Origin of the sequence: Rathayibacter sp. SD072, from assembly GCF_017355185.1 — a bacterium.
Taxonomy (GTDB): Bacteria; Actinomycetota; Actinomycetes; order Actinomycetales; family Microbacteriaceae; genus Rathayibacter.
In genome coordinates this window covers 1-14656 of record NZ_JADILJ010000064.1, presented here as the reverse complement: position 1 = coordinate 14656, position 14656 = coordinate 1, and the positions used below count along the sequence as shown (strand labels likewise).

The window sequence follows — 14656 nt, the reverse complement described above, 5'->3', positions numbered from 1 at the left end:
CTCGGCCCTTCCTGGAGGCGGGCCCGACGAGAGGCGCCGGAACAGAGATCGACCCCCGACGGCAGGGGCAGGGCCGCCTGCTCGGACCGGGGGTCGAGCTCTTCTTGGGGTCGAGCATGCTCCTCGACGCCCGCCGGGTCAAGACCCCGGCCCACGAGGAGCGGGGCGGCCGTCGGCGCGGTTCCCGGCTCGCGCGGTCGTTAGACTGGACCGCCTGTTTTCCTGCGGCCCCCGGAGCGCGATCCGCCTCCCGGCTGCGACGGGCCAGCACGGGAAGGGCGCACGATGACGGACGGGAACACGATCCTCGAGACCGAGCTCACGCGCGAGCGCGAGTACGTGGCGGGGCTCTACGCCCGGCTGGACGAGCTGATCGCGCAGGCGCGCCGGGCGCTGGACACGGTGCGCATCCAGAGCGTCGGCGGCAACCACCAGAGCCGGTCGGAGCGCGACGCGTACGCCCGACTCTACGAGGACCGCATCCGGACGCTGTCGGGCGCCGACGACCGCCTGGCCTTCGGCCGCCTCACCCTCGCCGACCAGGAGACCGAGCACCGCTACATCGGCCGCATCGGCCTGCGCGACGAGGAGCAGGACACGCTCCTGCTCGACTGGCGCGCCCCGCAGTCCGCCGCCTTCTACCAGGCGACCGCGGCGCGCCCCATGGGCACCCGCGCGCGCCGCCATCTGACCACCCGCGGCCGCGAGGTCGTCCGCTTCGAGGACGAGGTCTTCGACGAGGAGCTGCTGCGCGAGGGCACGGCGCTGCAGGGCGAGGGCGCGCTCATGGCCGCGCTCGGCGCGGAGCGCACGGGCCGGATGCACGACATCGTCGCGACGATCCAGGGCGAGCAGGACCGCATCATCCGCTCCGACCTGCGCGGCGTGCTCGTCGTGCAGGGCGGCCCCGGCACCGGCAAGACCGCCGTGGCGCTGCACCGCGCCGCCTACCTCCTCTACTCCTACCGCGACCGCATCGCCTCCTCCGGGGTGCTCGTCGTCGGTCCCTCCCGCTCGTTCCTGCGCTACATCGAGGCGGTGCTGCCCTCCCTCGGCGAGACGGGAGTGGTGCTCTCGACCCTCGGGCAGCTCTACCCGGGGCTCGACCTCGTCGACGAGGACGACCCGGCCGTCGCGCGGGTCAAGGGCTCCGCCCGCATGGCGGAGCTGCTGCGCCGCGCGGTCCGCTCGCGCCAGGTCGTCCCCGCCGAGACGCAGATCCTCGACGTCAACGGCGAGAAGCTGCGCCTCGAGCCGCACGACGTCGAGCGGGCGATCACCCGGGCGCGGGAGTCGCGCAAGCCGCACAACGAGGCGCGCGTGAGCTTCGTGAAGACCATGATCCGCGACCTCACGAAGCAGCTCGCCGACCAGCTGCGCAGCCACGGCAACACGGTCGACGAGGCCGACGAGGCCGTGCTCCGCGAGGACGTCCGCACCGCGAACGACGTGCGCATCGCGCTCAACACCGCCTGGATCCCGCTCACCCCCGAGAAGCTGATCCAGGACCTCTACGCCCGGCCGAACTGGTTCGCCACGCTCACCCCGCGCTGGACCCCGGCTCAGCGCGCCCTCCTGCGCCGATCCCGCGACGCCCCCTTCACGGTCTCGGACGTGCCGCTGCTCGACGAGGCCGCCGAGCTCCTCGGCGCCTACGACGACCACGCCGACGCGCAGAAGAAGGCCGAGAAGGAGCAGCGCCGTCGCGACATCGAGAACGCCGAGCAGGCGATCCGCAACATGGGCGTCGACGGTCTCGTCAACGCCAAGGACCTCGCCGCCGGGTTCGCGGAGCGCACCACCCTGGGCACGACCGCCGAGCGCGCCGCCGCCGACCGCTCGTGGACCTACGGCCACGTCGTGGTCGACGAGGCGCAGGAGCTCTCCCCGATGCAGTGGCGCGTGCTCATCCGCCGCTGCCCGATGCGCTCCTTCACCATCGTCGGCGACGTCGCCCAGGCCTCGGGAGCCTCCGCCGCGTCGAGCTGGGACGACGCTCTGCGCGACGGGTTCGGCCGCCAGGGCCGCGCCGGCGAGGCGCCCGTCTGGCGCATCGAGGAGCTCACCGTCAACTACCGCACGCCCGCGCAGATCGTCGCGTTCGCCGAGCGGACGGCACGGCAGAACGGCCTCGAGATCACTCCGAGCCGCTCGGTCCGCTCGACGGAGTGGCCCGTCCGCACGATCCGCGACCGCGGCGACGCGACCCTCCCCGACCGCGTCCTGGGCGCGCTCCGCGAGGACCGGGAGATCTCGACGGAGGGGACCCTCGCCGTGATCGCGCCCGACGCCGACCTCGACGCGATCACCGCGCGCCTCGAGGAGGAGTTCGGCCGCGCCGTCGGCCGCGGCTCGACAGGCCTCGACCGCGCGATCGCCGTGCTGTCCACCACCGAGGCGAAGGGCCTCGAGTTCGACTCCGTCGTCATCGCGCGCCCGCGCCTGATCGCCGAGGCAGGCGAGCGCGGAGCCGCCGCCCTCTACGTCGCGATGACCCGCCCCACGCAGCGCCTCACCCTCGTCGAGTGACCGCCGAGGGAACCCCGGCCCGTCGAGGGAACCAGCAGCACCGGGCTCCCTCGACGTCCCCGGGTTCCCTCACCCGCCCGCCCCCGCACACCCCGCTCCCGGCCGCCCCGCTCTAAGATCGATGACCATGAGCAGCGAGAACCTGACCAAGCCCGAGGTCGACGCCCCCGAGGGCCCGGCCCCCGATTCCCTCGTCGTCGAGGACATCGTCGTCGGCGACGGCGCCGAGGCGCAGCCCGGCTCGACCGTCGAGGTGCACTACCTCGGCGTCGAGTACGACACCGGCGAGGAGTTCGACTCCTCCTGGAGCCGCGACCAGTCGATCAACTTCCCCCTGAACAACCTGATCCGCGCCTGGCAGCAGGGCATCCCCGGCATGAAGGTCGGCGGACGCCGCAAGCTCGTCTGCCCGCCGGCACTGGCCTACGGCCCCGCGGGCGGCGGGCACCCGCTGTCCGGCAAGACCTTGATCTTCGTGATCGACCTGCTCGGCACGAAGTAGTCCCTCCCGTTGCGCCCTCCGGGCGCACGCACGGCGAAGGCGCAGCCCTCTCGGGTGCTGCGCCTTCGTCGTGTCCGGCGGTCTGCGCACAGCGGATCGGCCCCGAGCGGATCGGCCCCGAGTGGATCGGCACCGAGTGGATCGGCCCCGAGCAGAGAGGTCCCGAGCGGAGCGGCACCGAGCGGATCAGCGCGGCTGCGCCTTCCTCACGCGGTCGACCAGCTCGCGCCAGGCACCGTCGAGCTCCGTCTCGCCGAGCCGCACGTGGTGCGTCTGCACCTGGATCTCGTACACGAAGCGGTCGGGCCGCCCGGCAGCGCGCTCGGGGGACGCGGCACGCGCTGGTGACGGGGCCGGAGTGTCGTCCTCGTCCCACGGCAGAGAGCCGAGAAGCTCGCGCCAGGCGCGCTCGTCCGGCTGCTCCTCCACGTCGACCCGCCACACGCGCCGGAGTCCGGCGAATCCTCCGCTGCGCGACACGATGACGTCCATGCGCGCGATGGTACTCGCCCGGTCTCCGAGCGGCGCGGGCGGCAGCGCACCCGGCGTGAACCCCGCTCAGGCGGGCGGCAGCTCGACCTTCACGGTGCTCCAGCCCGTGCGCACCGCCTCCTCGACGTCGGACCCCGTTCCGTAGCGCTCGGCCGCCGCGGCGACCGTGAGGCCCGCGAAGGCCGTGAAGTCGGCGGTGGCGGTGAGCACCCCTCCGGTGAGGACGTCGTACCAGACCTGCCCGGCCCGTTCCCAGGCCGTCCCGCCGAGCGTGATCGCCGCCACCGCGAAGGCGCGGTTGGGGATCCCGGAGTTGATGTGGACGCCGCCGTTGTCGTCCTCGGTGTCGACGTAGTCGTCCATCGAGCCCGGCTGCGGGTCCTTCCCGAGCACGTCGTCGTCGTAGGCGGTGCCCGGTGCGATCATCGAGCGCAGCGCCGTGCCCTGGACCTCGTCGGTGAAGAGGCCCTCGCCGATCAGCCAGCTGGCCTCGTCGGCGCCCTGTCCGGCGCCGAACTGCTCGAGCAGCGCGCCGAAGACGTCCGAGATCGACTCGTTGAGCGCCCCCGACTGCCCCCGGTAGACGAGGTTCGCCGTGTACTCGGTCATCCCGTGCGCCAGCTCGTGGCCGATCACGCTGGGCGAGATCGTGAAGCGGCGGAACACCTGGCCGTCGCCGTCGCCGAAGACCATGCGGGAGCCGTCCCAGAAGGCGTTGTCGTAGTCGTCGCCGAAGTGCACGGTCGCGTCCAGCGGCAGCCACGCGTCGTCGATGGAGTCGCGGCCGTACGCCTCCTGCAGGAACGCCGACATCGCGCCGAGCCCGTCGTAGGCCTCGTCGACCGCGACGTCGCCGGTGGCCGGCTGCCCCTCCGTGCGCACGGTGACGCCGGGGAGCGTCTCGGTGGTCTGCGCGTCCGAGATCGTGCGCTGCAGGGCGGCGACGCGGTTCCGGGGCGAGGGAGCGGCAGTGGCGGTGGGGGCGCCCCGACCGGGGGACGGCTCGCCCGGCCGGACCCGCCGGAACGGCACGTCCTGCTCGAGGGAGCGGCTCGCGGCCCGCGCCGCCCGCGCGAAGGCGGGATCGTCGAGGCGGGCGATGCGGACGAGGAGGTACGGCGGCACGACGGTTCGTCTCATGCGCCGATCCTCGCACCCACCGCCGACACCGGCCCGGGCTCGCCCGCGCGTCCCGGATGCGGTAGCGGCGATCCGCGCCGCCCCCGCGATAGCCTGGCGATCGACGAGCGGTTTCCACCGATCCGGGGCCCGGCCCCGAGGACGACGAGGGCGGACATGGGCATCATCACGCGGGGCTTCTTCGGCAAGCGCACCGAGAATCCGGACATCCCGCCGGGGCAGTACCTCGAGACCGGCTTCCCCGTCCTCTCGATCGGGCCGACCCCGAACATCCACGAGTGGAGCTTCTCGATCGACGCCGGGCCCGCGGGCGTGCGCAGCTGGTCGTGGGACGAGTTCCAGGCCCTGCCGCAGGAGGACGTCCACACCGACATCCACTGCGTGACGCGCTGGTCCAAGCTCGGCACCACCTGGCGGGGCGTGTCGGTCGACACCTTGCTCGACGGCGTCGAGAGCGACGCCGGATACGTCATGGCGCAGAGCTTCGGCGGCTACACCACCAACCTCCCCCTCGCCGAGATCCGCGGCGGGAAGGCCTGGGTGGCGACGAGCTTCGAGGGCGCGCCGCTGGCCGCCGAGCACGGCGGTCCCGCGCGCCTGCTCGTCCCGCACCTCTACTTCTGGAAGAGCGCGAAGTGGGTCAGGAGCCTGCGCCTGATGCCCGGCGACGAGCCCGGCTTCTGGGAGCAGAACGGCTACCACATGCACGGCGACCCGTGGAAAGAGGAGCGCTACCGGTGAGGTGGCAGGAGTCGGTGGCGGAGGCGGTCGCGCCCCTCACTCCGACCTCTCGCCTGATCACCCTGCGCGTCCCCGGCTGGCCGGGCCACCTCGCCGGGCAGCACCTCGACGTGCGCCTCACCGCGCCCGACGGCTACCAGGCGAGCAGGTCCTACTCGATCGGAGCCCCCGCCGACGGCGAGCGCGTCGAGCTGGCCGTCGAGCGGCTCGAGGACGGCGAGGTCTCGCCCTACCTGGTCGAGGGCCTCGAGGCGGGCGACAGCCTCGAGGTGCGCGGACCGATCGGCGGCTGGTTCGTCTGGCGTCCCGAGCAGACCGAGCCGGTGCAGCTGATCGCCGGCGGCAGCGGACTCGTGCCGCTGATGGCGATGGCGCGGGAGCACGGCCGCACGGGCAGCTCAGCGCCCATGCGCCTGCTGTACTCCGTCCGCTCGCCCGTCTTCGCGTACTACCAGCGCGATCTGCAGGCGCTGGCCGAGCTGCCCGCCGAGCGGGGCGGAGTCGCGATCGACACGGTCTACACGCGGCTCGCTCCGCCCGGTGCGGTGCGGCCGGCCGGCCGGCTCACTCCGGAGCTGCTCGCCGAGTCGGCACTGCCGGCGTCGGCCCGGCCCACCGTCTACGTCTGCGGTCCGACCGCCTTCGTCGAGGCGGTCGCCACCGCGCTCGTCGCCCAGGGCCACGCCCCCGAGCGGGTCCGCACCGAGCGCTTCGGCGGCCCCTGACGCTCGGCGCGACCTCGCGAGATGCCCCTCCAGTACGCGACACGCCGTGCGGGGCGTACTGGAGAAGCATCGCGCGCGAGAGCGCGGGGAGCGGTGCCTACTCGAACGAGACGGTGCGGTTCTCGCCCACGTCCGGCTGTCCGCCCTTCACCGCGGCGGCGAGCACCTTCAGCAGCACCACGGGTCCGGGCTCGTCCGAGGCCCACAGCTCGACCGTCTCGGCCTCGACGCGGAGGAGCGCCACGGTGGGGTCGTCCTTGCCCTCGGGGAACCAGCCCGCGACCTGCGGGCTCCAGAGCTCGTCGACCTTCGCCGCATCGTGCACGACGGTCGCCGATCCGGCCACCGAGAGGTAGCCCTTCTTCGATTCGAAGGCCACGTTCACGCTCGGGTTCGCGCGGATGTCGTCGACCTTGGGCGAGGGGTCCTGGGTGAAGAACCAGAGGACGCCGTCGAAGTCGGTGTCCTGGGCGGCGAGCGGTCGGCTGACGAGCTGCCCGGTCGCGTTCACGGTGGTGAGCAGCCCGATCTTCGCGCTCTTCACGAGCTCGGCGATCTGGGCGACGTCGTCGGAGTCGGCGGGGGTGATGTCGGTGTCGGTCATGGGGGCGACGCTACGCGGCTGCCCGGGGGCCGCAAGGGGTGGCGAGCGCCGGGCGGGCGTGCCTACCGTTCAGGCATGGACACCACCACGTACACAGCCATCCTCGACAGCGGAGCCGAGCAGGAGAGCATCCGCCTCGAACTCGTCGACGGAGCACCCCAGCGCTCCCTCACTCGCGTCGCCGACATCGACGGCGAGGAGGTCGAGGTCGTCTGGGAGCTCGAGGACGACGACGAGGGCTTCCACGTCTACCGTCCGACCCGGGTCGAGGGACGCGACGACGACAGCGGAGCCGTGTCGGACGAGAACCTCACCGACGGACGCGGCACCAGCGACTTCGCGGGGGAGTGACCCCTGTCCGCCGCGCTCCTGCTCGGGGGCGCGGCGGACGCCTCACGCCGTCGGATGCAGCGCGTCGTACTCGCGGAACGCCGGCCGGGTCCGCAGCACCGCGGCGAGGATCGCGATGATCGCGAGCCCTCCGGCCAGCGGCGGCAGCCAGAGCAGCGCCAGCGAGGCGAGGAGACCTGTGTAGAGGTCGCCCACCCGCGGTCCCCCGGTGACCACCACGATGAACACCCCCTGCAGACGCCCGCGCATGTTGTCCGGCACCGCCGTCTGCAGCATCGTCTGCCGGAAGATCGAGCTGACGTTGTCGGCAGCTCCGGCGCCCGCCAGGGCGAGCGAGGCGAGGCCGATGAAGGCGAGGTTCGGCACCGAGGAGTCGTGCCGCACCAGAGCGGCGGTCAGGAGCACCGCTCCGAACGCCGCGATGAACGCGCCGTAGACCTGGATCGACCGGCCGATGGCGAGGCCCTGCCGCCGGATGCCGGTGAGCCGGCCCGAGAAGACGCCGCTCAGCAGTGCTCCGACGGCGAAGGCCGCGGTGAGGACCCCGACGGTGACCGCGCCTCCGCCCAGCAGGAGCGCCGCCGCGGCGGGGAAGACGACGCGCGGCTGCCCGAAGGTCATCGCCACGATGTCGACCAGGAACGACATCCGGATGTTCGGCGCCCCGCGCAGGAACCGCAGCCCGAACCGCAGCGACTCGAGTCCCGGCCGCTGCCGCTCGCCCTCGGGGACGAGCGCCGGCAGACCCACGATGCCCAGGAACGCCGCGAGGAACAGGACCACGTCGATCGTGTAGGTGAGCGGGAAGCCGACCCCCGCCACCAGGACGCCCGCCAGCGCCGGGCCGACGGTCACTTCCACACCGCCGGCGATCCCGCCCAGCGCGGCGGCCGCGGGCACCAGCTCCGGACGGAGCAGCCGCGGCGCGAGCGTCATCCTCGTGGCCACGATGACGGTCGTCGCGACGGCGTTCAGCGCGGTCAGGAGGTAGAGGGTCAGCGGGGTCTCTGCGCCCAGCCAGGCGAGCGCGGCGATTCCGGCCGTCGAGCCCCAGGCGACGAGGGCCGACAGGAGCAGCACGAGGCGGCGGTCGAACGCATCGGCGAGCATGCCGCCGTAGAGCCCCGCGATCACCGTCGGCACCAGCGCCACGACGCCGACCATCGCGACGGCGAGGGTCGACCTCGTGAGCTCGTAGATGTGGAGGCCGACGGCGACGATCGTCATCTGCCCGCCGATGCCCGAGATCACGTTGCCGGCCCACAGCCGGGCGAACGCGGGGGACTCCCGCAGCGGCGAGACGTCGAGGACGTGGCTGCGCCGGGGCGCGCGGGGGAGCTGGCTCACCTGCTCCATTGTGCTCGTGCGCGCGCTGCGGTGCGCTCGTGCGCGCGGCGCCGCCCGGCGAGGACGCGCGCGGCGGACCCTCTAGGGTGGTGGGCATGAGCACGTCATCCGACGGCGCGCCCCGACGTCCGGCCGCCCCCGCGTCGCGAGCGGCCGGAGCAGACTCCCCGCGCCGCTCGGCCCGCACCGCCGCGCCGACCCGCACGGCGGCGCCGACGCGCGCCGCGTCCCGCCCGCGGACCCGCACCGCCGCCTCCCCGGCGTCCGGCGGGCGCGTCGCCGCACTGTGGCGCCGCTACGGAGCCGCCCTGTCGGGCATGGCGATCGCGGTCGTCACGGTGCCGATCTCGTTCTTCGTCTGGTATTCCCTGATCTCCCTGGGCGCCTACCCCGGCGACCGCGCGGTGAGCGATCTCGTCGTCGGCGTCCTCTACACCGCGCTGATCCACGCGCTCCTGCTGGTCGGGATCCTGCTCGGAGTGTCGTCGATCCGCGCCCGCCGCCGCGAGAAGCGCCCGCCGATCGCCGGCTGGATCGCGGTGGTGCTGAACCTGCTCGTCCTCGTCTACTGGGAGCTGCTCGTCTCGCCGTGGCTCGTCGTCCTCTGGAACCGGGCCGTCGGAGCCTGAGCCCCTGCCCCGCGACGGGCTCCGCTCTGGTAAGCTCGTCCGGTTGCCGTTCGACGGCCGCGGATCAAGAGAGCCCACGCATCAGGCGCCGGGCACCGCGCAACGAGAGAGAGGGGATCCACCTATGGCACTCGAAGCAGATGTCAAGAAGGCGATCATCGAAGAGTACGCGACCCACCCCGGTGACACCGGATCCCCCGAGGTCCAGGTGGCCGTCCTGACCCGCCGGATCAAGGACCTCACCGAGCACCTCAAGGAGCACAAGCACGACCACCACTCGCGTCGTGGCCTGCTGCTGCTCGTGGGTCAGCGTCGCCGACTCCTCGGCTACCTGTCGGACGTGGACATCAACCGCTACCGCGCGCTGATCGAGCGTCTCGGCCTCCGCCGCTAGTTCCTCCGGGAGCGAGCGCGGGGTCTCGATGACACCGCGAACTTCTTGCCGAACGGGCCGTCCTCCTCGCGGAGGGCGGCCCGTTCCGCGTTCCCGGGGGAGCTTCGTCAGGTCCGGACCGGGCGCTCGACCCCGCCCCAGCTCCACCCGCCGGCCGACTCGAACCAGTCCTCGGCGGTGCGGGAGCGAGGGCTCGCCCCCAGCCCGGCGGAGGGTCCCCCCAGCTCGACGAGCGGCGGCAGCCGCCAGCCGTCGGCGGCGGCGCGCGACGACGCCGCCCGCCACGCGTGCGCGCAGCCGGCCGTCGACGCCGCGCGATCGAGTGCCTCCGGCTCGGTGAGCGACCAGCCCTCGGCGCCTCCGCTGAGAGCGAGGGCGCAGGTGAGCGCGGCCGAGCGGACGAGGGAGCGCGGTGCCCTCGGCGGCAGGGTCGCCTCCGCGGCGTCCTGCGCCTCGACGATCGCCGTCAGAGCGAGGTGCAGCCGCGTCGCCTCGCGGTCAGGGCGCGGCCGGAGCGTGCCGGGCCCGGGAGAGACCGACACGGACGCTCCCGGCGCTACGAGCAGACCCCGTCCCGAGCGGGCGGCGTAGGAGCTCAGCAGCCCGCTCACCCCTCCCGCCCGGCTGACGACGCCGCGGACGGAGGCGTCCCCGAGGATCCAGACGACGGGCGTGCGGTTGTGGATCGTCAGGATCCGGTGGTCCCGGTCGGAGCAGGCGAGCAGTCGTCCCGGGTCGGGATCGCCGAGACCGGGGGAGGGGGCGAGCAGCTCCCTCGCGTCCGCGCACGCCGCGGGTGCCGCGCCCGCCGAGGCGGGCAGGTCGGCGAGAGGCGCGAGCGAGCCCAGCGCCAGGACCAGCACGGCCGAGGCGGCGGCGGCCGCCGCGGCGACGCCCAGGAGCCGGGGGCGTCCGGGCCGCGCGGCATCCCTCCGCGTGCACGACGCGGTCGCGGGCGTGCTGCGTCGCACCATCCGGGACTCCCTCTCGTCGGGATCGTAACCCCGGGATGCGGCGCCGACCAGGCCTTATCGGGAGCAGGAGCGGGACGGATCGGAATTCCTCGAAGAAATCCCCGGCTGCGTGCATCCGTCGAGGGCCTTCGTCCGGAAGTAGTCCGTGAAGGCCCTTCTCGAGCACCCACCGACCCCTCACCGGGTCCCATCGTGAAAGAGGAACACCGTGAACACCTCTCGCTTCTCCCGTCGTCTCCTGACCGGCGCCTGCGTCGGCACCCTGGCCGTCGTCGGGCTCGCCGCCGCACCGGCGAACGCCGCGGACGCCGACTCGGCCGACCTGTACGTCCTCCACGCGGTCCCCGACACCCCGGTCGACGTCTACGTCAACGGAGCACTGACGCTCGACGACTTCACGCCCGGCACCCTCGCGGGCCCGCTGGATCTGCCGACCGGCACCTACACCGTGGCGATCACGGCTCCGGACGCGGCCGACGCGAGCGCGCCGGTCATCGGCCCGGTCGACCTCGCCCTCGAGGCGGGCAAGAGCTACACCGTCGCCGCGCACCTGAAGACCGACAACACCCCCACCGCGACGCTGTTCCCGAACGACATCTCGGCGACCGCCGCGGGCGAGGGCCGGCTCACCGTCCGTCACATCGCCGCCGCTCCGGCCGTCGACATCCTGGCCGGCGGCTCGCCCGTCCTGACCAACGTCACCAACCCCAACGAGGGCATCCTGAACCTCGCTCCGGCGACGATCTCGACCGTCGTCGCGGCGACCGGAACGACCGCCCCGGTCATCGGCCCGGCCGACGTCCAGGTCCAGGAGGGCGTGAACACGATCGTCTACGCCTGGGGCAGCCTCGACAAGGGCAACCTCGCTCTCGCCACGCAGACCATCGACGGCCTGCACTCGACCCCGTCCGGCGTCCCCGCCGGTGAGGCCGGACTCGCCGCCGACAACCGCACCGACGCCGCCGCGGGATGGTGGGGCGCTGCCGCCCTCGCCGCTCTCGGTCTCGCCGGAGCGACCCTGTTCGGCCGTCGCAAGGCCGCCGCGGGACGCTGACCCGCGGTACGAACCACCGGTCCGGAGGCGCTGGAGCGCGTCCGGACCGGTCCGCCCGATCTCGACACTGGAGGACGTCATGAGCCGGAGCCCCTTCCGTCTGCGCGTCCTCGTCGCGATCGGGTCGATCGCGGTCGGCGCGGGCCTCTGCGGATGCTCGGCACAGGCGGCCGGGGTCGTGCCCGCCCCTGACGCGAGCGTCTCGTCGGAACAGCCCTCGTCCGCGCCGACCGCGATCCCCTCCTCGTCACCGCCCTCCGTGCCCCTCGCGGATGCGAGCCTCGGCGCCACCCCCGCTCCCACGGTCGTCGCGCCGACCAGGCTCGTCGTCGACGGGCTGCCGGTCGACATGCCCCTCGAGCCCGTCGGAGTCGCCGACGACGGCACCATGGAGCTCGTCCCCGACACCGACGTCGCCGGCTGGTACCGCTTCGGCGCCGGTCTCGACGAACCCGACGGCACGATCGTCGTCGCCGCGCACGTCGACTCGCTCACGTACGGGCTCGGCCCGTTCGCCGAGCTGAAGAAGGCGCAGCCCGGCCAGGTCGTCCGACTCACGGGGGAGGACGGCGCCGAGCGCTCCTTCACCGTCTCGACGGTCGAGACCACCGAGAAGAGCTCGGTGGACCTCTCCGCCGTCTTCACCCGCGACGGCGCGACCCGTCTGGTGCTCATCACCTGCGGCGGCGACTTCGACTACGACACGCGCCACTACCTCAGCAACGTCGTCGTCACAGCGGTGCCGTCACCGTGACTCCGCGCCCGCGACCGCCCCGCGTACGATGAGCCCAGCGACCGCCGCAGCGCAGCCCGCCGCTCGGGCACCGCGCCGTCCTCACCTCAGGAGTATCGAACTGTCCGACGCCCTTCCCAGCGAGCCCCTCGACGGGGCCGAGGACGAGCGCGCCGTCGTGCACCGTCTCGGGCTCCGCTTCTCGGCGGGCGACGAGTCGGCGCTCTCCGAGGCCTACGCTCGCTGGTCGCCCCTGCTCTTCACCCTGGCCCTGCGCTCGCTGGGCGATCGCGGAGACGCCGAGGACGTCGTGCAGCGCGTCTTCGTCTCGGCCTGGACCGGCCGGCAGAACTTCGATCCCGGCCGAGCCGCCCTCGGCGCCTGGCTGGTCGGCATCTCGCGCAACCGCATCGCCGACGCCCACGAGAACCGCTCGAGGGAGCGCCGTCTCACCCAGGCCCTCGTCGCGGTCGCCCCGATCGAGGAGGGGGCGACCCCGGTCGATCTGGAGGCCAAGGTCCTGGTCGCCGACGAGCTCGCGCGGCTGGACCCCGTCCCGCGCCGGGTGATGAGCCTCGCCTTCTACGACGACCTGACCCACACCGAGATAGCGGAGCGCACCGGGCTCCCGCTCGGAACCGTCAAGAGCCACATCCGCCGCAGCCTCGACAGACTCCGCACCCGATTGGAGGTGAGCACCCCGTGACCCACCTGGATCCCGACGAGATCGCCCTGCTCGCTCTGGGCGAGGAGTCGACCGACGGCGCCGACGCTCACCTCGCCGAGTGCCCCGACTGCGCCCGGCAGCTCGTCGAGCTCGGGCACGTCGCCGAGCTGGGCCGCGACACCCGTGCGCTCGAGCTCGAGTCGCCGTCGGCCGCGGTGTGGACCCGCATCCGCGACGAGCTCGGCCTGGAGGAGCCCGTGGCGGCGCCGGTGGCGCTCCCGGTCGCCGACGCGGAGTCCGCGCCCGGGGGCTCGGGCGCGTCCGGCTCCTCTGCGGCCCACTCGTCCGCGTCCGGCCCGACCGCGTCCGACTCGACCGCGCGGCACCGTCCCGAGCGCCGCCGCACGAGCCGCCTCGTCCTCACGGCCGTCGCCGCCTGCGCGGCACTCGTGGTCGGCGTCGCGGGCGGTGCGTGGTGGCAGGCGTCGCGGACCGGCGCTGATGCCGTCGTGCTGGCGAGCGCCGAGCTCGAGGCCTTCCCGGCCTGGCAGGGAGCGACGGGCACCGCCGAGCTCGAGGACGTCGACGGCGGTCGCGAGCTCGTCGTGCATCTCGACACCGACGGCTCCGGCGACGGCTACCGCGAGGTCTGGCTCCTCGCGGCCGACGCGTCGGCACTCGTGCCCCTGGGGGCGCTCGACGGCACCGAGGGGCGCTTCGCCGTCCCGGCCGATCTCGACCTCGCGCAGTACCCGCTCGTCGACGTCTCCGAGGAGCCGCTCGACGGCGATCCGGCGCACTCGGGCGACTCGATCGTCCGCGGCCCGCTGCTCGAGGGCTAGGCGTCCCGGCGCTCCCGGAGGAGCGCCGTCAGCGCCTGGACCGCTGCTGACGGTTGCGCCGCCGTGCAGACCGAGAGCTCCCACTCGAGCCCCGGCCAGTCGAGGTCGATCGCGGTGACTCCCGCGAGCGGAGCGACTCCGGCGCGCGGCACGACCGCCACCCCCAGACCCGCCTGCACGAAGCGGGGGATCCCGGGGAGGTCGGCCACCTCGGTCGCCACCCGCCGGGGCACGCCCTCGGCCAAGAACGCCCTGTCCACGCTCACCCGGTTGCCGAACCCGCCCGGAGTGTCGACGAAGGTCTCGCCGATCAGGTCCGCCGGCGCGGGTGCCGTCGCTCCGGCGAGCGGATGCCCGTCGGCGACCAGCAGCACGTAGCCGCTGCGCACGAGCGGAGTCGCCGCGAGATCCGCGAGCTCGCCGCTCGGCAGCGCGAGCAGGGCCGCGTCCAGCCGCCCGCGGCGCAGGTCCTCGGCGAGCCCGGTGGATCCGGTGGCCGAGGTCCTCAGCAGCAGATCGACGAGCGGATGCCGTCGGCGGTACGCCCCGAGCGCCCCGGGCAGGTCGACGAGGTCCATCCCCGAGAAGGTCCCCACGCGGACGCGGCCGCGCAGTCCCGCCGCGTCGTCCGCCGCCAGCGAGCGCATCCGGTCGAGGCCGTCGATCGCCTTCCGCGCCTCGGGGAGCAGCGCCTCGCCGACGGCGGTGAGCGCGACCCGGCGCGTCGAGCGCTCGAACAGCGCCGAGCCGAGCTCGTGCTCGAGCGCGCGGATGCTGGCCGAGAGCGTCGACTGCACCACGAACAGCCGTGCGGCGGCCCGGGTGAAGTGGAGCTCCTCGGCGACCGCGACGAAGGCGGCGAGCTGTCGATCGTCCATCCGGACATTATCCGCCCAGACCGATCAATGGGACCGAGATCCTCCCTTGGACAC

The 14656-nt window shown here is 73.7% G+C and carries 17 protein-coding genes; 11 read left to right on the top strand and 6 right to left on the bottom strand.

What is annotated here, in order from left to right; genetic code table 11:
* The first annotated feature begins 285 nt into the window (after positions 1–285).
* The gene (locus IOC53_RS17335; protein WP_242683484.1) at positions 286–2529 is read left to right on the top strand and encodes a UvrD-helicase domain-containing protein; all 2244 of its coding nucleotides are present in this window, start codon (positions 286–288) and stop codon (positions 2527–2529) included.
* 127 nt (positions 2530–2656) lie between these two features.
* Positions 2657–3031: an FKBP-type peptidyl-prolyl cis-trans isomerase gene (locus IOC53_RS17330; protein ID WP_278250109.1), complete on the top strand. Its 375-nt coding sequence runs from the start codon at positions 2657–2659 to the stop codon at positions 3029–3031.
* Positions 3032–3217: 186 nt separating this feature from the next.
* Here the strand turns inward: IOC53_RS17330 and IOC53_RS17325 are convergent, their stop codons facing one another.
* Together IOC53_RS17325 and IOC53_RS17320 are read right to left on the bottom strand one after the other, a co-directional pair.
* On the bottom strand, positions 3218–3523 hold the full coding sequence (locus IOC53_RS17325) for a protealysin inhibitor emfourin (RefSeq protein WP_207407693.1): 306 nt from the start codon (positions 3521–3523) through the stop codon (positions 3218–3220).
* A gap of 66 nt (positions 3524–3589) precedes the next feature.
* Complete coding sequence (locus IOC53_RS17320; protein WP_207407691.1) at positions 3590–4663, bottom strand: M4 family metallopeptidase; 1074 nt, start codon at positions 4661–4663, stop codon at positions 3590–3592.
* A gap of 156 nt (positions 4664–4819) precedes the next feature.
* On the opposite strand from IOC53_RS17320, the gene IOC53_RS17315 reads away from it, so the two are divergent.
* Positions 4820–5404 (top strand): sulfite oxidase-like oxidoreductase, encoded by a 585-nt coding sequence (locus tag IOC53_RS17315; protein WP_207407688.1) that lies wholly within the window; start codon positions 4820–4822, stop codon positions 5402–5404.
* Complete coding sequence (locus tag IOC53_RS17310; RefSeq protein WP_307786243.1) at positions 5401–6129, top strand: ferredoxin reductase; 729 nt, start codon at positions 5401–5403, stop codon at positions 6127–6129. The genes IOC53_RS17315 and IOC53_RS17310 overlap by 4 nt, the downstream gene beginning before the upstream one ends.
* A 97-nt stretch (positions 6130–6226) precedes the next feature.
* On the opposite strand, the gene IOC53_RS17305 is transcribed toward IOC53_RS17310, so the two are convergent.
* Positions 6227–6733: a pyridoxamine 5'-phosphate oxidase family protein gene (locus IOC53_RS17305; RefSeq protein WP_207407686.1), complete on the bottom strand. Its 507-nt coding sequence runs from the start codon at positions 6731–6733 to the stop codon at positions 6227–6229.
* Positions 6734–6808: 75 nt separating this feature from the next.
* Between IOC53_RS17305 and IOC53_RS17300 the strand changes: the two genes are divergently transcribed.
* A complete protein-coding gene (locus IOC53_RS17300; RefSeq protein WP_207407684.1) occupies positions 6809–7084 on the top strand; it encodes a hypothetical protein in 276 nt (91 codons plus the stop codon).
* A 42-nt stretch (positions 7085–7126) separates the two neighbouring features.
* Here IOC53_RS17300 and IOC53_RS17295 read toward each other — a convergent pair whose 3' ends face one another.
* Complete coding sequence (locus IOC53_RS17295; protein WP_207407682.1) at positions 7127–8440, bottom strand: MFS transporter; 1314 nt, start codon at positions 8438–8440, stop codon at positions 7127–7129.
* An 86-nt stretch (positions 8441–8526) separates the two neighbouring features.
* On the opposite strand from IOC53_RS17295, the gene IOC53_RS17290 reads away from it, so the two are divergent.
* Together IOC53_RS17290 and rpsO are read left to right on the top strand one after the other, a co-directional pair.
* Positions 8527–9060, top strand: coding sequence for a hypothetical protein (locus tag IOC53_RS17290; RefSeq protein ID WP_207407680.1), 534 nt, complete (start codon positions 8527–8529; stop codon positions 9058–9060).
* A gap of 124 nt (positions 9061–9184) precedes the next feature.
* Entirely contained in the window at positions 9185–9454 is a 270-nt protein-coding gene (gene rpsO / locus IOC53_RS17285) for a 30S ribosomal protein S15 (protein ID WP_055793401.1), read from the top strand.
* A 107-nt stretch (positions 9455–9561) separates the two neighbouring features.
* Here rpsO and IOC53_RS17280 read toward each other — a convergent pair whose 3' ends face one another.
* Positions 9562–10428, bottom strand: coding sequence for a hypothetical protein (locus IOC53_RS17280; RefSeq protein WP_207407678.1), 867 nt, complete (start codon positions 10426–10428; stop codon positions 9562–9564).
* Positions 10429–10636: 208 nt separating this feature from the next.
* On the opposite strand from IOC53_RS17280, the gene IOC53_RS17275 reads away from it, so the two are divergent.
* From IOC53_RS17275 to IOC53_RS17260, 4 genes are all read left to right on the top strand, one after another.
* Positions 10637–11482 carry a DUF4397 domain-containing protein gene (locus IOC53_RS17275; protein ID WP_307786241.1) on the top strand — a complete coding sequence of 282 codons (846 nt, stop codon included), beginning with the start codon at positions 10637–10639 and terminating at the stop codon, positions 11480–11482.
* A 79-nt stretch (positions 11483–11561) separates the two neighbouring features.
* On the top strand, positions 11562–12236 hold the full coding sequence (locus tag IOC53_RS17270; protein ID WP_207407676.1) for a class F sortase: 675 nt from the start codon (positions 11562–11564) through the stop codon (positions 12234–12236).
* Positions 12237–12264: 28 nt separating this feature from the next.
* Positions 12265–12921: an RNA polymerase sigma factor gene (locus IOC53_RS17265; protein WP_207407675.1), complete on the top strand. Its 657-nt coding sequence runs from the start codon at positions 12265–12267 to the stop codon at positions 12919–12921.
* A complete protein-coding gene (locus tag IOC53_RS17260) occupies positions 12918–13724 on the top strand; it encodes an anti-sigma factor (protein WP_207407673.1) in 807 nt (268 codons plus the stop codon). The genes IOC53_RS17265 and IOC53_RS17260 overlap by 4 nt, the downstream gene beginning before the upstream one ends.
* Here the strand turns inward: IOC53_RS17260 and IOC53_RS17255 are convergent.
* On the bottom strand, positions 13721–14602 hold the full coding sequence (locus tag IOC53_RS17255; protein ID WP_207407671.1) for a LysR family transcriptional regulator: 882 nt from the start codon (positions 14600–14602) through the stop codon (positions 13721–13723). The two genes, IOC53_RS17260 and IOC53_RS17255, sit on opposite strands and share 4 nt — an antisense overlap.
* Between the last annotated feature and the right edge of the window lie 54 nt (positions 14603–14656).